At 64.6% G+C, this 17093-nt stretch carries 18 protein-coding genes; 10 read left to right on the top strand and 8 right to left on the bottom strand.

The genetic code is table 11. The features are described from left to right. Nucleotides 1–2: 2 nt before the first annotated feature. The 5 genes from I6J77_RS16265 to I6J77_RS16245 all read right to left on the bottom strand — a co-directional run bounded on the left by I6J77_RS16265 (nt 3) and on the right by I6J77_RS16245 (nt 6248). A complete protein-coding gene (locus tag I6J77_RS16265; RefSeq protein ID WP_204109839.1) occupies nt 3–1067 on the bottom strand; it encodes a hypothetical protein in 1065 nt (354 codons plus the stop codon). Between the two features lie 486 nt (nt 1068–1553). Next, on the bottom strand, nt 1554–2591 hold the full coding sequence (locus I6J77_RS16260) for a spore coat U domain-containing protein (RefSeq protein ID WP_204109838.1): 1038 nt from the start codon (nt 2589–2591) through the stop codon (nt 1554–1556). Then, the gene (locus tag I6J77_RS16255) at nt 2588–4831 is read right to left on the bottom strand and encodes a fimbria/pilus outer membrane usher protein (RefSeq protein ID WP_239309058.1); all 2244 of its coding nucleotides are present in this window, start codon (nt 4829–4831) and stop codon (nt 2588–2590) included. Before I6J77_RS16255 ends, I6J77_RS16260 begins: the two co-directional genes overlap by 4 nt. A 118-nt stretch (nt 4832–4949) precedes the next feature. After that, the gene (locus tag I6J77_RS16250; RefSeq protein ID WP_204109836.1) at nt 4950–5687 is read right to left on the bottom strand and encodes a molecular chaperone; all 738 of its coding nucleotides are present in this window, start codon (nt 5685–5687) and stop codon (nt 4950–4952) included. Between the two features lie 18 nt (nt 5688–5705). After that, entirely contained in the window at nt 5706–6248 is a 543-nt protein-coding gene (locus I6J77_RS16245; RefSeq protein ID WP_204109835.1) for a spore coat protein U domain-containing protein, read from the bottom strand. A gap of 340 nt (nt 6249–6588) precedes the next feature. On the opposite strand from I6J77_RS16245, the gene I6J77_RS16240 reads away from it, so the two are divergent. The 7 genes from I6J77_RS16240 to I6J77_RS16210 are packed head-to-tail and all read left to right on the top strand — an operon-like array spanning nt 6589 to nt 12288. Next, nucleotides 6589–7515, top strand: a complete 927-nt coding sequence (locus I6J77_RS16240; RefSeq protein ID WP_204109834.1) for an alpha/beta fold hydrolase — start codon at nt 6589–6591, stop codon at nt 7513–7515. 9 nt (nt 7516–7524) lie between these two features. After that, entirely contained in the window at nt 7525–8145 is a 621-nt protein-coding gene (locus I6J77_RS16235; RefSeq protein ID WP_204109833.1) for a hypothetical protein, read from the top strand. Nucleotides 8146–8188: 43 nt separating this feature from the next. Further along, on the top strand, nt 8189–8599 hold the full coding sequence (locus I6J77_RS16230) for a hypothetical protein (protein ID WP_204109832.1): 411 nt from the start codon (nt 8189–8191) through the stop codon (nt 8597–8599). Beyond that, nucleotides 8592–8786: a helix-turn-helix transcriptional regulator gene (locus I6J77_RS16225; RefSeq protein WP_007806678.1), complete on the top strand. Its 195-nt coding sequence runs from the start codon at nt 8592–8594 to the stop codon at nt 8784–8786. The genes I6J77_RS16230 and I6J77_RS16225 overlap by 8 nt, the downstream gene beginning before the upstream one ends. Nucleotides 8787–8795: 9 nt before the next feature. After that, nucleotides 8796–10355, top strand: a complete 1560-nt coding sequence (locus I6J77_RS16220) for an alpha/beta hydrolase (protein ID WP_204111521.1) — start codon at nt 8796–8798, stop codon at nt 10353–10355. After that, entirely contained in the window at nt 10352–11086 is a 735-nt protein-coding gene (locus I6J77_RS16215) for an ATP-binding cassette domain-containing protein (RefSeq protein WP_204109831.1), read from the top strand. Before I6J77_RS16220 ends, I6J77_RS16215 begins: the two co-directional genes overlap by 4 nt. Continuing rightward, nucleotides 11083–12288: an ABC transporter permease gene (locus I6J77_RS16210; protein ID WP_204109830.1), complete on the top strand. Its 1206-nt coding sequence runs from the start codon at nt 11083–11085 to the stop codon at nt 12286–12288. Before I6J77_RS16215 ends, I6J77_RS16210 begins: the two co-directional genes overlap by 4 nt. A 51-nt stretch (nt 12289–12339) precedes the next feature. Here the strand turns inward: I6J77_RS16210 and I6J77_RS16205 are convergent, their stop codons facing one another. Continuing rightward, complete coding sequence (locus tag I6J77_RS16205; RefSeq protein ID WP_204109829.1) at nt 12340–12663, bottom strand: hypothetical protein; 324 nt, start codon at nt 12661–12663, stop codon at nt 12340–12342. An 8-nt stretch (nt 12664–12671) separates the two neighbouring features. Continuing rightward, nucleotides 12672–13274, bottom strand: a complete 603-nt coding sequence (gene folE / locus I6J77_RS16200; protein ID WP_204109828.1) for a GTP cyclohydrolase I FolE — start codon at nt 13272–13274, stop codon at nt 12672–12674. A 165-nt stretch (nt 13275–13439) separates the two neighbouring features. On the opposite strand from folE, the gene I6J77_RS16195 reads away from it, so the two are divergent. Both I6J77_RS16195 and I6J77_RS16190 read left to right on the top strand, forming a co-directional pair. Continuing rightward, nucleotides 13440–14084, top strand: coding sequence for a hypothetical protein (locus I6J77_RS16195; RefSeq protein WP_204109827.1), 645 nt, complete (start codon nt 13440–13442; stop codon nt 14082–14084). After that, entirely contained in the window at nt 14081–14293 is a 213-nt protein-coding gene (locus I6J77_RS16190) for a helix-turn-helix transcriptional regulator (protein ID WP_056768190.1), read from the top strand. Before I6J77_RS16195 ends, I6J77_RS16190 begins: the two co-directional genes overlap by 4 nt. 28 nt (nt 14294–14321) lie before the next feature. Here I6J77_RS16190 and rmuC read toward each other — a convergent pair whose 3' ends face one another. Next, nucleotides 14322–15764: a DNA recombination protein RmuC gene (gene rmuC, locus I6J77_RS16185; RefSeq protein WP_204109826.1), complete on the bottom strand. Its 1443-nt coding sequence runs from the start codon at nt 15762–15764 to the stop codon at nt 14322–14324. 123 nt (nt 15765–15887) lie between these two features. Here rmuC and I6J77_RS16180 point away from each other — a divergent pair, with 123 nt between their 5' ends. Continuing rightward, nucleotides 15888–17081: an NAD(P)/FAD-dependent oxidoreductase gene (locus tag I6J77_RS16180; RefSeq protein WP_204109825.1), complete on the top strand. Its 1194-nt coding sequence runs from the start codon at nt 15888–15890 to the stop codon at nt 17079–17081. The last annotated feature ends 12 nt before the right edge of the window (nt 17082–17093 follow it).

The raw sequence follows: 17093 nt of genomic DNA, 5'->3' as shown, positions 1-17093 counted from the left end.
CCTCAATTGATCGTGACTTCGAAAGTGATGGTGTGCGGATTGGCCGTCCCGGGCATGTTGCCCAGCCGGACCGCGATGGCGTTGGCCGTCGTGACGTTGTAGTCGCCGGCGTCGCCGTCGGTGTTGCCGTCACCGAGGGCGACGCCATCCAGGGTCAGGCTGCCCGGGTCGTAGGTGGTGTGTTCGGGGATCGGATTGGTGACGATCAGGTTGCGGCCGGCTGCGCTGCCGCCGTTGCCGGTGACCGTCATCGTGTAGACGATGCGTGAGCCGGAGGTCGCTACGCTGCCGCCGGACCTGTCCGTCACCCGCTGGGTCGAGGTGAACTGGTAGCCGACGCTGCTGGCCTGGTAGGTGCCGTCGGATGACGAGCGGCCATGGCTCATGCCGACCACCACGTTCATGCCGGGTATGCCCGTTGCTGCCCTGGAGTTGCCTGGCGTTCCGCTGAGGATGTTCGAGGTGGCGGTCAACCTGACCGTGGCGAGGCTGGCGTCATTCGCCGTGGCGGGCAGCGCGCAGAGGGCGAATACATCGATGTAGCTGCCGGCGGCGAGAACCGGGTCGTTGTTGCCCGGCACGTATTCCGGGTCGCTGCCGGAATAGCTGCCGTTGCGATCCTGGTCGATGAACAGCCTGCACTGGTCGACCGCGAAACCGGTGCCGCTGGCGGGCAGGGCGGTCGGCGCCAGCTTGTAGTTGTCATTCCCGTTGCCGGTATTGGTCAGCCGGAACAGCAAGGTCTGGTTGACCGATCCGGCCGCCGCCTGCACCGGCTTGGCATCCTGCCAGGTCGTCGTCACGTCGATCAGCTGATCGACCACGAAACTCGTGCTGGCCGTGCCGGTGAGCGTGGCACCACCCTGCACATAGCTCACCGTCACCGTGTTGTTCACCTGCGTGCCGGCCGCCACCCTCGCCGCCGATGCCGTGGCAGCGATTGTCGATCCGAGCAGGAGCAGGGCAGTGAGCAACCATGCCTTGGCATGGCCGGCAAAGCGGACACACAGGTTCGCCAGGGGTGCTACGCCCCGGCGATCGACCATGTGATATCCCGCTTGCTTCACGATGAGAACTCCCCGACAAGCCTGTTCTTGAGAGGTGATGCATGGTTCAAAGCAAAATTTATGCCATCATAGGCCATGCTCCCTTCGCATGCCTCGGCTGCGCTTCCTCGCCGGTGCAACCCGCGGCGAACAACCCCTTTGTTTTGCTCACCGACAGGTATCTTATTACATTTTTTTCACGTTTCATGAACGCAATGCTCAACGATTGGAATGAGGTTTGCGTCACAAAGGTGAGATTTGGGTCAGCTGGCCTTGTCGAGGTTGGGTGGGCGTGGCTTGTCAGGATCTTCTGAACTCAAAAAGATTCAGGTCCGACAAGTGATCCTCGTGGGACTGGCTCCGGCCGTGGGGTCGAAGTGCAGTCTTGATCAGTCTCGGCGCTGTCGCGTGGAGCCACTTCCGGATGCCGCGGCATGAGGGCCTGCCCGCGTGTGCTGCAGTGGCCGGGGATACGGCTGGCTGCAGGCATCGCCAGAAGAGCGTCACTCAATAGTTGACGTTGATCGTGACGACGTCGGTATAGGTGTCCGGCGTGAAGTCAGCGCTAGGAGTGGTTGCGTACACGGTGAGCAACTGGCTGTTGCCATTTCCGGTGCCGGCTACGCCATTGCCGACACTGGTCGAGGTGGCGGTATTGCCCCAGATGGTTCCTGCCATGCCCGCTGTCGAGCGCAATTGGTAGGGAATCTTGTCGCTGTTGCTGCCGGAGCCTGCCATCAATCCAGCACCGGTCGTGCTGTTGTTGGATGGTGCGAGGCCCACGAAGTACGGCGTGCCGTTCGTGCAGGTCACGTTGATGCTGTTGCTGCCGGTGATGTTGGTGAGCGCGGCGTCCACGCCAGCGGGATTACCGAGGTTGAGAGTGGGGCCTGCGGCAACCGTACACGACTTCGAGACCAGCGCACTGACGGTGAATGGAAAGGGGATACCCGAGGTGCCCCCGCCACAGCTTGGCGGATAGGGGCCACCGTTGGAGACAGTGCCTGTAAGGAAAGCATCCGCACCGGAAAAAGCGTTGTTGTATGGGCCTGCGCCGGCGCTGACCTGCGGCCCGGCCAAGGCGCCGAATACAGTGATGTCCGGGCTTTGGTACTGGCCGACACCTCCGAAGAAGGTGGCTCCGGGAATGGTGAATGTCATTGGTGCTGGTGGGGGCGTGGCCGGAGTAGCGATCGAACCCCAGATTTGCGAAAGTGCGGCGTCCTTGTATAGCTGAAAATTGAGCTGAGAGCTGCCATTGCTCATGCTTCTTGGCGTTGTACTGGTGCCACTGCCGACTCCGATATTCAAGCAAGCTGTGACGTATGCCGTTTGATAGTACGCGTCGTTCTGGCAAGTGAAACTCAGGGTGCCTCTGGCCGGTGTAACAACGCCTTGCGTCGGATCCACCGTCCCGAAATTGATGTTTGTCATGGTGGCCGAGCAGTAAACGCTGGCTTGAGCATGGCCAGCGGGTAGCCACCACAAGATTGAAAGTAGCAGCAATAGCGGAAGGAAATTCTGGTGTCGAGGCGAGCTGATCATGGCGAAGCTCCGTAGGTACAGGTCAGCGGGCCAATCTGTGGAACACCGTCACCTCGCTTTTGATAATCGAATTGCGCGTGGCAGATGCCCTTCGGCGTGTTGACATCCAGCACGTTATGAACGTCCAGCGTATCCAGATACGCCGCGCCGTCGAAACCGACCAGCGCAGGTTCACCAGTATGGCCGTTCACCTGCACCATGCTGCCCAGCGCCAGTGGTTTGCCGGTGGCATCGATCAACGTGATCGCTGCGGCACGCAGTGGTGTGATGCCAAAGTGCACCATGGTGCCGGATCGGTCGGTGGGCGTCGCGATGGCATCGACGCGGGCAATGCGCACGTCGGCGGGAAGATCCATTGGATCAATGCTGAGCCTATTGTCTTGGTACGCATTCAACGGAGACACCAGCATCATGCCGTGTTTGTCGGTAGTTCCGATGGGATTGTTTTCCAGCCGCACTGGTACGTTCGCGATGCCGTCAGTTGATACAACGGCGAAGCCATCAAAAATGCGCCGTGAAGCGAAGAGGTGGCCGCCCATATATACCAGCGAGCCATTGGCGCCGGCATAGCCAGAGAAATTGCCGTCAAGGCTGGAGGCGCCGGCCTGGACCTGGCCGTAACGGCCCAGATAATCCAGCTCGGCACGACCACCATGGCTGCCTTCCCCCTGCTGCGCCTGTGCGAGCCAGCCGAAGCCGCCGGCACCGGGAACGGAGTGGCTGGCATTCACGCTGTAACGGTTGCCGCTGTGGTCGTGCTGCACGCCGGCGCTTAGATAGGTGCTGTTGTCCAGTGACAGGCTGACATTCAGAAAGAAGCTGCGGTCGCGTGATTGCCCAAGATTCTGGTTCACGTTGAAGTTCAATGACATCTGGCGGCCGATCGACTTGTACCAGTAAGCGCTGGCATAGCGCGTGTCCACTTGTCCCTGGTAGCGCAATTGCACATAACTCATGCCGAAGCTGCCGAGTTGCTCCGTGCTGAAGCCGCCCTGTGCGCTGGCACTGAGGTTCGCTGGAGAAGCGCTGTACAGTGCGGCGACGTCGCGATAGCCGTTGCTGGCGCGCATGCCTTGAACGGCGAAATTGAAGCGGCTGTTCAACCAGCTATAGCCGAGGCTGAGCTGGGAGCCTTTGATACCCGCACGCTGGCTGCTCGCCACAGAGCCGGAGACCACGCCTGCGCGGCCAAGCAACCAGCTGCCTCCCGCGCCAGCGTTGATCAAGCCGGCCGTGGCCTCGCCATGAACTTCGGCCGTGAAATCGTTGCTGACGCCATGGCGCCAGGTGCCACTGCCAATGGGATCGTGACCGTAGTCAAACGAGTGCAACCCGTAGCTTTCACGCACGACGCCCAGTTCGGCCGACCAGTCGGTCAATCCTTTCTGGAGTAGTTGCTGACTGTTGTACAGGGAAAAATCGAGCGTGGTCACGCGTCCCAGCGCATCGGTCAGCATCACTTGCGCCTGGCCGGCGCCGCTGATGCTGGGAATGGTGTCGAGCTGGAACGGCCCGGCCGGAACGTTGCCGCTGTACTGCTTCATTCCGTTGACGTACAGCTCCACTTGCGAAGGGAGGGTGGCCGAGCCGAGAAATTGCGGCAACGGGGTGGTGATGCGATATGGCTGCAGGGAAAAGTTGGTACCGAACTGCACGCCGCCGATACGGGTGGGGCGCGACCATGAGCTGGCTGCCGTAAGCGTATCGCCCACGCGCAGGGTCAGCATCTTGTCGGGGAATGACCTGCTCCAGTTGGTATCCATGCGAACGGACTGGTTGTGCCACGCGCCGTCGGCATGTGCCATTCGGGACAGCGACGTATTGCTCAGTACGCCACTTTCGCCGAAAGCGCGAAGTTCGGTAAACGCACTCAAACTGCTGGCGCCGCGTTCACCGTACGCCCCGTACAAATCGTAATTGAGCAACAGGCCGGGTGATGCGCTGGCTTTCTGAGCCGTCTGCTGTGATGTGTTCAGTACATGGGTGGATAAGTTCAGCAGCTTCAGCGGTGCCACTATGGCGACGCTTTGCTGTTCCTGGTTGTAACTGACCTGCACGCCTTGCAGGCTGTTCAGGCGTACGGGATCGAGCGTACTGGCCGGTAGTGCAAAGCCCAACTGGCGCAACGTGGCCATACTCGCCCACAGCTCACCATCGCGATAGCCAAAGTGCGCCAGACCGTTGTTGCTGCCATTAAGGGTGACGTCGAGATACAGATCGGTGCCGCCGATGGCCGACATCGCATTCGGTGATTCACTGATAAACGCGGGACTGGCGATCGCACTGCTGTGAGGCGCCGCGGCAGAATCCGCGTCTGCGCAAGCAGTTGATGCAAACAACAGCCAAAACACCAAAACTTCAGTGAGCGCGATTGGCCAGCGATAGCTTTTGGGTGGTCTTGACGCCATTGATCACTGCCTCGAAGGTGCCGCTGCCGGCAAACGCTGCTGCCGGCTGCTTCAATGTCCAGTGCATCGTGGCACCTGGCAGCACATAGCCCAGCAACCCGGCGGAGATCTCGGTGCGATGGCCGGAGCCATCCACATAGCTCACCTCGGCAAGCTGGGCATGACCGGTGCCGGAGTTGGAAACCTGCAGCAACATGTGAATGCCGTCGCGCTGCAAACTCCAGCTCAGCCGCGGCGCTGTGGCGGTGTTGCCTACGGGTTCTACAAACACCGGTACCGAGTAGTGCAATACGAACTGCAAGCCCTTCTTGCCATGCATGTCGATGGGCAATTCGTCGATGGCCAGGCGATACGCGTCCTCGACGGCAGCTGGCCCGTTGGGCGGGGCGCCGACCCGGATGACCCGGATCAGCTGCTTGTCGCCCGGCTTGATCCGCAACATCGGTGGACTGATCACCAGGCCCGGCGAAGGCGTGAGTTGTTCTTCGCCGCCTTGCTGGGTCCAGTGATAGACCCGTACCTGCGCATTCACGATGTTGTCGCCAGTATTGCTCAGCCACAGGCCCTCGGCGTTCTGCACTGGTTGCAGGCTGAGCGAGACCGGCGAGACCTGCAGGCCGCTCGCAATCGCGGCGCCACAGATGAGGCAAAGGGCGGCGAACAGGCCATTGCGCAAAAATGCAGGCACGGGCGGATGTTCCTCGACTCAGAACGTGACGTTCACCGAGACTGTATCGGTATAGGTGTCCGGTGTGAAATCAGCACTTGCGGCAGTGGCATAGACGGTAAGGGGGATTGTCTTCGCAGCTCCCATCCCGAGTCCGGTTCCGCTCTCGGTGTTGGTGTTGACGATGTTGCCCCAAGCTGTTCCGGAGGAACTCTGGTTGAGTTGATAGGTCGGCTGATCTGTATTGCCGACGATGGCGCCTTTCATGGTTCCCAGGCCCGTGGTGCTGCTTACATTCTGCGGAGTCAGGCCTACGTTGAAGCCGGTGCCCTTGGAGCAATTGACGTTGATGACCTGGCCGTTGCCGGTGAGGGTGGAGGCTGCTGCGTCCGCATCCACGCCAGCGGCGGCGCCGATGTTGATGGTGGTGGCGGACACCACAACCTTGCAGGTCTTGTTGACGATCATCTGCACGGTAAATTTGTTGGTGGCCGTTATGGGGCTGGTGGCGGCGTTGGCGGTCAGGGCGAAACCGCTGATGGTGAAGAGGGCAGCGGCGAGCAGGGACTTCTTGAGCATCATGGGAATTTCTCCGGGTGAGTTGGAAAGCCTTTCGAAGGCGGTTAAAGCAATCGACGTGCCAACTATCCGAGTAAACGGTTACATGCACGGTCACGCCGCCTTGAAACCCCATTGAAGCCCCATTCTCAAGAGGATTTCCCACAATTTGTCAGCCTTCCCTGACAAATTGCGACACCAAAAATGCGAAGTCCGTCACTTAAGTTCCGTCGGCCGGTGCTCGCGGAAGCGCCCTGCAATGGCTTGTGGTGGCCGATGTAAAGTTTGCTTGACAAGCCGGCGCTCTGGCCGATAGCCTATGTTTGTCAAGCATCCTTGACATCACCGGACAAGGAGAATCGTCATGAACAAGTGGTCGCGCCGCGCGCTGTTGCTGCTTTTGGGGACAGGCCTGATTTGGGGTGGTGCCAGCTCCGTCGTTGCCCACGATTCGGGCCCGACGGCTAGCACGGTAGGTACGTTGAAAGTCGAGCGTCATGGCGACCACGGTCGTGCGGTGATCCTGATTCCCGGGCTGCAGGGTGGGCCGTGGGTGTGGCAGCGGACGATCGAGCAGTTGCAGAAGGATCACGTGGTGTACGCGGTGACGCTGGCGGGTTTTGATGGCGTGCCGGCGCCGACTGACGGCGGCAACCTGTTCGATCGGGCGGATGCGTCGCTGGAGCAGTTGATCGAACAGCGGAAGATCGACAAGCCGGTGCTGGTCGGCCACAGCCTGGGCGGCACGCTGGCGCTGCGGTTTGCCGGCGAGCATCCGGCACTGATCTCGGGCGTGGTGGCGGTGGATGGACTGCCGATTTTCCCCGGCATGGAGCGGGTGAGCGCGGAGCAGCGCAAGGCGATGGCGGCGCAGATGCAGCAGCAGATGTCGGCGGTGACGCCGGAGCAGTTCCAGGCGCAGTCGCTGGGCTACATGCAGAAGATCGGCGTGATCGATCCGCAGCTGGCCGCGCGCTACGCGCCGATGAATGCGCGCAGCGACATCAAGGCCAGCGCGCAGTACATGGCCGAGGATCTCGCGTTCGACGGACGTACGGCGCTGAAGAACGCGAACGTGCCGATCCTGGAAATTTCACCATACAACGCACCGGATTTCAGCCAGCCGCCGATGGCGATGAGCGAGGCGCAGAAGACGGCGTACTACCAGTCGCTGCTGCAAGATGCGCCGAAGGCGAAGGTGGTCTCGATCTCGCCGTCGCGGCATTTCGTGATGCTCGACCAGCCGGTGAAGTTTCAGCAGGCGCTGGACGCTTTCCTGAAGTCGCTTTGAGGCCACGTGATGACCCGTCTTTCGAACAAGAGCTACCAGTGGCAGACCCTGCTCAGCATGAGTGTCTACGTCGTGTTGCTGTTGCTGGTGTGGCCGCTGGCGCGCACGGTGGAGGGCTGGGCGGCCAAGGGCCTGCTGGCGTTGGCGCCGGTGCTGCCGATGCTCTACCTGTTCGCCCTGATGGCCCGCCGTATCCGCGAGAGCGACGAACTGGAGCAGCGCATGCATCTGGTGGCGCTGGGCGTGGCCACGATGCTTACGGCGGCGCTCAGCCTGGTCGGCGGCTTTCTGGCGGCGGCGCACGTGCTCGCCATCGACGGATCGATCCTGATCTGGGTGTTCCCGCTGATGATGGCCAGCTACGGGATCGTCCGATCGGTGATGGTTCGGCGTTACGGCGGCGACATGTTTGCCTGTGCTGGCGATTCGGGCATTCCCGGTTACGTGCGCGCCTTGCTGGTCGCCGTGCTGATGGCGGTGGTGGCCGCCTTTGCCTACGTGAAGAACGACGATCAGTTGTGGGGCGTGTTTGCGGGGATGGCGGCGGCATTCATCGCTTTTGCCATGCTGCAGCTGATCCGTCACCGTCGGCAGAAGGCGGCGCTGGCAGATGACCGGAGGCAGGGATGAGGCCCGTGTCGTCGACCACACCATCAACCGGGGGACATGACTGATGGCCATGCGCGAAGTGCACAAGCGCTACCTGCGCGAATTCCTGCCGGCCATGGCCGCGTATGTCGTGCTGATCTTCCTTTCGGCGCTGGCATCGGCCCGGGTCGACAGTGTCACCTGGCGCGTCGTGCTGGCCCTGCTGCCCCTGTTGCCCATCCTGCTGGCCATCCGCGCGATGGTTCGCGTGGTTCGCGACCAGGATGAACTCGAGCGGCGCATCGACCTGGAGGCGTTCGCGATCTCCGCCATGGTCACCGGCTTCGGCTTCTTCAGCTTCGGCCTGCTGATGGGCGCCAACGTGGGCTGGTCGGTGTCGGGGCAGGTGGTCGCCATCTGGGTGATGCCGTGCCTGTTCGCCAGCTTCGGCATCGCCAAGCTGCTGGTGCTGTGGCGCTATCGCAGTCATGAATAACCATGTGCGTGAACTGCGCGGCGCGCAGGCCTGGTCGCAGGCCGACCTGGCCGAGCGGCTGGATGTTTCGCGCCAAACCGTCAACGCCATCGAGACCGGCAAGTACGATCCGAGTTTGCCGCTGGCCTTCAAGATTGCCCGGCTGTTCGGACAAACGATCGAATCCATTTTTGAACCTGGGGAGTGATACGTGAGCATGAAACCCGGAAAACGCATGGGCGTGATGGTCGCTGTCGCGGTGGCGATCATCTCGGCCAACCGCGTCGCCCATCATCGTGAGAAGGACCCGGCGCCACCTGCGCCGGCTTCGGCCTCGACTGCGGCTGTCGCACCCGCGCCGGCCGCCACCTGGAAACTCGGCAGCCTGACCCTGACCGCATGCGAGCTTGCCGCGCCGAACAGCGGCCTGAGCACGGCGGCCTGGTGCGCGGACTTACCCGTGCCGGAAAACCGGACCGATCCGCACAGCCGCACGATCAAGCTGAAGCTGGCCGTGCTGCGTTCGCGGGCGCAGGTGGCCAGTCCCGACATGCTGGCCTTTCTTGCCGGTGGCCCGGGACAGGCGGCCACCGATTCGGCGGCCCAGGTGGCGACGGTGCTGAAGCCGCTGCTGGCCCATCGCCACGTGCTGCTGCTCGACCAGCGTGGCACCGGCGGCTCCAACGCACTCAGCTGCAAGGAGTCCGCCGCCACGACCGCGCCGGACGACAGCACTTTCGACGCCGACAAGCTGCGCGCAGCGGCGGCGCAGTGCCTGAAGCTGCTGGCCGGTCGCGCCGATCCGCGCTACTACACCACCACGATCGCGGCGCAGGACTTGGAGGACGTGCGCAAGGCCATCGGTTCGCCGCAGTTCGACCTGCTTGGGGTGTCGTACGGCACGCGGATGGCGCAGCAGTACCTGATGCGTTTCCCGCAGTCGGTGCGCAGCGTGGTGCTGGACAGCGCCGTGCCGAACTCGCTGGCCCTGGGCGAGGACTTCGCCCGCAACCTGGACGACGCACTGAAGGCGCAGTTCGCCCGCTGCACCGCCGAGCCGGCCTGCAAGAAGCAGTTCGGCGATCCGGACCAGACCCTGTACCAGCTGCGCGACGCGTTGCGGGCCAATCCGCACCAGGTCAGTTTTCGCGATCCGCAGAACTACCAGACGGTAAAGCAGATGCTGGACGAGGACTCGCTGGCCAGCGTGGTGCGCATGTTCGCGTACACGCCGGCCACCGCCGCGCTGTTGCCGCTGTCGATCGACGCGGCGGCGCATGGCGACGTGGGTCCGCTGCTGGGCCAGGCCAAGCTGTTGTCCGGCGAACTGTCGGAGCTGATGGGCAGCGGCATGCAGTATTCGGTGATCTGCAGCGAGGACGCCGACCTGCTGGCCGTGCGCCCGCAGGATGCGCAGACCATCCTCGGCACGCGCATGGTCGACGCGCTGAAGGCGGTGTGTTCGGTGTGGCCGAAAGGCACGCGCCCGGCCGATTTTCACGCGCCGCTGAAGACCGACAAGCCGGTCCTGCTGCTGGCCGGCCAGTACGACCCGGTGACTCCGCCCCGCTACGCCGAGGAAGTGGCCAAGGGCCTGCCGAACGCGCGGGTGCTGACCCTCAAGGGCCAGGCGCACAGTGTCATGGCGACCGGCTGCACGCCGCAGCTGATCCAGCATTTCATCGAGAAGCTCGACCCGAAGACGCTGGACGCGAGTTGCCTGGACCGGTTGCAGCCGACGCCGATCTTCATCGACTTCAACGGAGCGACCCCATGATCGAGGTAAGGGATTTGCACAAGGCGTTCGGCGCGGTGAAGGCCGTCGACGGCGTCAGTTTCACTGCCCGCGACGGCGAGATCACCGGCCTGCTCGGCCCCAACGGTGCCGGCAAGACCACCACGCTGCGCATGCTGTACACGTTGATGGCGCCGGATCGTGGCCAGGTGCTGGTGGATGGCATCGATGCAGCGGCCGACCCGCTGGCCGTGCGTCGCCAGCTCGGCGTGCTGCCGGATGCGCGCGGGCTGTACAAGCGGCTCAGTGCGCGCGAGAACATCGACTACTTCGGCCGCCTGCACGGTCTGCCCGAAGAACTGCTGGCGAGCCGGCGCGAAGCCCTGGTCAAGGCGCTGGAGATGGGCGACATCGCCGATCGCCGCACCGAGGGTTTCTCCCAGGGCCAGCGAGTGAAGACCGCGATCGCCCGCGCGCTGGTGCACGACCCGCGCAACGTCATCCTCGACGAACCGACCAACGGCCTCGACGTGATGGCCACCCGAGCGCTGCGCCAGTTCATGACGCGGCTGAAGGATGAGGGGCGTTGTGTGCTGTTTTCCAGCCACATCATGCAGGAGGTGGGCGCCTTGTGTGACCGCATCGTGGTGATCGCACACGGCCGCGTGGTGGCCGACGAAACGCCGGACGCGCTGCGCGCCCAGACCGGCGAGGACAACCTGGAGGATGCCTTCGTGAAGATCATCGGCAGCGAAGAGGGCCTCGCCGCATGAACGACATGTCCGCGAAAATCCGGCGCAGCAGCGCCTTCCTCACCGTGTTCCTGAAGGAGGTGAAGGAAAACCTGCGCGACCGCCGCACCCTGATGAGCGCCTTCCTCACCGGCCCCCTGCTGGGGCCGCTGCTGTTCGTGATGCTGATCAACCTCACCCTCAACCGCGAACTGGAAAAGGCCGAGAAGCCGCTGCCGGTGCCGGTGCTGGGCGCCGGGTATGCGCCCAACCTGATCGATGCGCTGAAGGCCGGCGGCGTGGTGCCGGGCGCGGCGGTGGCCGATCCCGCGCAGGCCGTGCGCAAGCAGGATGCCGACGTGGTGCTGCGCATCGCCCCCGACTACGGCAAGGCCTGGCGCAAGGGCGAGCCGGTGCAGGTGGAGCTGTTCTACGACTCCTCGCGGCGTGATGCGAACACTTCGGTGGAGCGGGTCAGCGACCTGGTCGAGAACTATGCGCGGCAACAGGGTGCGATGCGACTGGTCGCGCGGGGGATGTCGCCAGGCACCGCGTGGCCGCTGCAGGTGGCCAAGCGCGACCAAGCCACGCCGCAGTCGCGCGCGGTGCTGATGTTCGCGATGCTGCCGTACTTCTTCGTGATCACCATCTTCATGGGCGGCATGTACCTGGCGATCGACCTCACCGCCGGCGAGCGCGAGCGGCAATCGCTGGAGCCGCTGTTTGCCAACCCGGTGGCGCGCTGGAAAATCCTCTGCGGCAAGCTGGCGGCGATCTGCGCGTTCTCCACCGCGAGCCTGCTGATCACCTTGCTGGGCTTCGCCGTGGTCGGCCGCTTCATCCCCGCCGAGAAGATCGGCATGGAGCTGGACCTTGGCCTGCACTTCGCCACCTACGTGCTGCTGCTGATGCTGCCGCTGGTGCTGCTGCTGTCCGCGCTGCAGTCACTGGTGGCCGCGTTTGCCAAGAGCTATCGCGAGGCGCAGACCTACATCTCGCTGCTGATGCTGGTGCCGATCATCCCCAGTGCGCTGCTGTCGTTCATGCCGATCAAGGCGCAGGCGTGGATGTACGCGATCCCGCTGCTGGGGCAGAACCTGGGCATCATGCAGTTGCTGCGCGGCGATGGTGTCACCGGCGAACAGCTCGGCCTGTGCCTGGCCGGCAGCCTGGCGGCGGCCCTGCTCGCGGTGCTGGTGACCGCCCAGCTGTATCGCTCGGAGAAGCTGGCGATCTCGGCCTGAGCCAGGAGCGACCCCACCCCGGCCCCTCCCCTGCACGCAGGGGAGGGGGCACTATCCGGGTGGCGCGGTCAGTTCGCGGGCGTTGAGGTAGCCGTCGCGGTTGCGGTCCAGCTTGTGGAACTGGCGGCGCAGGTTGTCGCGGTTTTCCTGCAGCGTGATCGGCTGGCCGCGGCCACCGGGCAGTTCATCGGTTTCGATGATGCCGTCGCCGTTGCTGTCCATGTTGCGAAAACCCTGGCTCATGTAGGCCACGTATTCCGTCGCGCTGACCCGGCCGTCGCCGTTGCCGTCGAAGCGCCGCAGGTACTCCTCGCGGCTGGACTGGGCATGGGTCGCCGTCGATGCCAGCAGCAGGGCCGTGGCGGCAGCGATCACCCGCGTGTTCAGCGGTGGCCGCCGTGGATGCCGATGAACTGCAGGAACTCGGCGCGCGTCCTGGCGTCCTCGCGGAAGGTGCCCAGCATCTGGCTGGTCACCATCGACACGCCGCGCTTGTGCACGCCGCGGGTGGTCATGCACTCATGGCTGGCGTCGATCACCACCGCCACGCCGGCCGGCTGCAGGGTTTCCTGGATGCAGTGGGCGATTTCCGCGGTGAGTTTTTCCTGCACCTGGAAGCGCCGCGCGTAACCGTCCACTACCCGGGCCAGCTTGCTGATGCCCACCACACGGTTGGTCGGCAGGTAGCCGACATGGGCGCGGCCGACGATCGGCGCCATGTGGTGCTCGCAGTGGCTCTCAAACTCGATGTCGCGCAACACCACCATCTCGTCGTAGCCCTCGACTTCCTTGAAGGTGCGCTTGAGGAAATCGGCCGGGTCCTCGGCGTAGCCGGAAAACCAGTCGCCGTAGGCCTTCACCACCCGCTTGGGCGTGTCGAGCAGGCCTTCGCGCGTGGGGTCTTCGCCGGCCCAGCGCAGCAGGGTGCGCACCGCCTCCTCGGCTTGTTCCTGGCTGACATCGTTCGGGTTGCGCTGGTCGCTCATGCGAAGGCCTCGGTATGCGGACGTACCAGTTTAGCGTCCGTGTCCAGTGGCGTCTGTGCAGCGCTCGTTCCGGTGCCGGGCCGGTGCAGGCTGCTCCGCTGAAGGTCATGTTGACAGGACAATATGTAATGTATAACGTACATAACGTCCAATGGAGTAGACATCATGCCTCGATCCCTGCGTTATGCCGTGCTGATCCCGCTGTCGGTTCTCGCGTTCTATGTGCTGTTCGTGCTGCCGGACATCGACCTGGGCTGGCCCGGTGGCCTGGCCATGCTGGGGGCGGCATGGCTGGTCTGGTACCTGCTGTGGTCAACCATGCGCGAATCGGCGGCCGCGGCGAAGACGGATGAGTCGATGGCGACGGTGTCCCCCGGCGAACAGCGCGCCTGGATCGGGCTGATCTTCACCGCGGCCATCCTCGCCTACTACGCCCTGCGCGGCTCGCAGATGGTCGCCGCGGACGGCTCGATGGCGCCGGAGGCCTCGGCGATCGGCCGGCACGTCGGCTGGCTGGTGGTCGCGTGGCTGGTGGTGATGCGGGTGTTGCGCAAGCGCTGGCGCGACACCGTGGAGGCCGACGAGCGCGATCGCCAGATCGAGGCGCGCGCCGGCGGCTGGGCACGCGGGGGGCTGTCGGTCTTCGTGCTGGCGCTGGCAGTGATGTTCGCGTTCTCGCCGCTGGATCATCTGGCCTGGGCAAGGCCGATGGCGATGTCCAACCTGCTGATGGCCGGCCTGATCGCCTCCTGCCTGCTCGAGTACGCGGTGACGGGCATCACCTACTGGCACGACCGGCGCGGCGCATGACCGGCACGCCGATCGACAACCTGATTCGCAAGCTGCGCTTCGAGCATGGCGAGATGACCCAGCAGGCCCTCGCCGATGCCTGCGGCATCACCCGGCAGACGGTGATCGCGCTGGAGGCGGGCAAGTACGCGCCCTCGCTGGAGCTGGCGTTCCGCATCGCCCGCGTGTTCGGCGCGGGCGTGGAAGACGTGTTCCAGTGGAAACGGTGAGCGCCGTCTGTCCGCAGGCGCTTTCGTCCTACGGCGCGGTGGCGTCGTCACCACCGTCATCCAGCGCCGACACATCGTCCAGCAGCAACGGGCTGTCGCCGGACAGCGATTCCACGTCGCGCAGCTTGCGCTCGATCGCGCGGGTGCGCTGGCCGGCGCTGTCGATGCTGTTGCGGGCCGCGTCGAGCTGCTTGCGGGTCTTTTCCAGCACCACGCCGAACTTGCCGAACTCGTTCTTCACCGCGCCGAGGATCTTCCACACCTCGCTGCTGCGCTTGGCGATCGCCAGCGTGCGGAAACCCATCTGCAGGCTGTTGAGCAGGGCGCTGAGCGTGGTCGGACCGGCCACGGTGATCCGATGGTCACGCTGCAGGTTCTCGAACAGGCCGGGGCGACGGATCACCTCGGCGTAGAGGCCCTCGGTGGGCAGGTACAGCACGGCAAAATCGGTGGTATGCGGTGGCGCCACGTACTTGCCGTGGATGCGCTTGGCCTCCTCGCGCACGCGCAGCTCCAGCGCGCGGCCGGCGGCCTGCGCGGCATCGGCATCGGAGGCTTCCTGGGCGTCGAGCAGGCGCTGGTAGTCCTCCACCGGAAACTTCGCGTCGATCGGCAGGTAGACGTGTTCGCCCTCGTCCTGGCCCGGCATGCGGATCGCGAACTCGACACGGTCGTTGCTGCCCGGCACGGTGATCACGTTGGACGCGTACTGCTCGGCGGTGAGCATGTCTTCCAGCAGGGCGCCCAGTTGCACTTCGCCAAAGATGCCCCGCTTCTTCACGTTGGTCAGCACGCGCTTCAGGTCGCCCACGCCGGTGGCCAGGTTCTGCATTTCGCCCAGCCCGCGCTGCACCGCTTCGAGCCGCTCGGACACCAGCTTGAACGATTCGCCCAGGCGGGTTTCCAGCGTGGCGTGCAGCTTTTCGTCCACGGTGGCGCGCATCTGTTCGAGTTTCGCCGCGTTGTCCTGCTGGATCGCGCCGAGCTTGGCTTCCAGCGTGGCGCGCATCTCGCCCATGCGCTTTTCATTGTCGGCGGTGAGCGCGGCCAGGCGTTGCTGCTGCTGTTCGCCCAGCCGGTTGAGGGTGGTGGCGATCTCCTCGCGGCCCTTGCGCGCGTCCTCGACCAGTCGTTGGGTCAATGACTGCAAGCCGTTGTCGGTGCGTTCGGTGAGCAGGGTCAGCCGCTGGCCGAAACCGTCGATGCGCTCGGACTGCTGCTGCGACATGCCGTTGAGCTGTTCCCCCAGGTGGCCGCGAAAGCGGTCGAAGCCCTGCTGCAATTCCTCGCGGCCGGCGCGCTGTTCCTCGCGCAGGGTGCGCTCGACGCGGGCGCTGTCGTCCTTCAGCGCGTCCAGCTTGGCTTCGAGGCCGGGATCGCCGCGGCCGCGCAGCAGCAACGCCACCTGCAGCAGCAACACCAGCGCGGCGAGGATGACGAGGACAATCAGCAGGGTTTCATTGAGCGGCATGGAACGTTTTCCCGAGGCAAGGCATCCAGTGTACGTCGAGCGGTCTCATTGGCTGCGCCCGGATTCATGTCGCCGTCGCCGGGGCGGTGCATCATGGGCGGAGGTTCAGCCCGGGAGAACGTCATGGAACATGTCCACGATTACCTGATCATCGGCGGCGGCATGGCCGCCGACGCCGCTGCCAAGGCCATCCGCGAGGTCGACGGCGCAGCGAACGTCGGCATCGTGGGCGACGATCCCGCGCCACCCTATCAGCGGCCGCCGCTGAGCAAGGCGATGTGGAAGGGCGACAAGTCGCTCGCGGACATCGACCTGGCCACCGCAGGGAGCGGAACGACACTGCATCCGGGGCGGCGCATTGCCTCACTGGATCGCGTCGCCCATGTGGCCCGCGACGACCGGGGCGACAGCTATCGCTATCGCCGGCTGCTGCTGGCCACCGGCGCCACGCCGCGCCTGCTGCCGATCGATGGCGGCGAAAGGCTGATCCACTACCGCACGCTGGCCGACTACGAAGCGCTGCGCCGCTACGCCCGACCCGGCGCCTACATCGCCGTGATCGGCGGCGGCTTCATCGGCTGCGAGCTGGCGGCCTCGCTGTGCAGCATCGGCTGCAAGGTGAGTCTGCTGTTTCCCGGCGAGACGATCGGCGCGGGCCGCTATCCCGATGGGTTGGCGCACTATCTCGACGACTACTACCGCAGCCGTGGTGTGGATGTGCGCAGCGGCGTTCGGGTCATCGGTGGCAGCAGGACCGACGGCGGCGTGGAGCTGAGCCTGTTCGACGGCGAGGTGTTGCGGGTGGAGGCGGCGGTGGCCGGCCTCGGCGTGACGCCGAACACCGCGCTGGCCGAGCAGGCCGGGCTCACCGTCGACAACGGCATCGTGGTCGATGCGCAACTGCGCACCAATGACGCGGACATCTGGGCCGCCGGCGACGTGGCCAATTTCCACAGTGTCGCGCTGGATCGCCGGATGCGCGTGGAGCACGAGGATGCCGCGATCAGCATGGGCCGGCATGCGGGACGCGCGATGGCCGGCGTGGCGGAAGATTACGTGGTCCAGCCGTTCTTCTACTCGGATCTGTTCGACCTGGGTTACGAAGCCGTCGGCCTGCTCGATACGCGGCTTCAGGTGGTCGAGGACTGGCGTGAGCCGTATCGCGAAGGCGTGGTGTACTACCTCGACGGCGGTCGCGTGCGCGGCGTGCTGTTGTGGAACACCTGGGACCAGGTCGGCGCCGCGCGCGAGCTGCTCGCCGAGCCTGGCCCGTTCGATGCCGCCTCGCTGCGCGGGCGACTGCCCCGCGGCGCGTGACCCTCCTGCGGA

This window comes from Rhodanobacter sp. FDAARGOS 1247 (assembly GCF_016889805.1).
Classification (GTDB): Bacteria; Pseudomonadota; Gammaproteobacteria; order Xanthomonadales; family Rhodanobacteraceae; genus Rhodanobacter.
The sequence above is the reverse complement of the archived record's forward strand: the minus strand, read 5'-3'. Positions and strand labels throughout refer to the sequence as shown.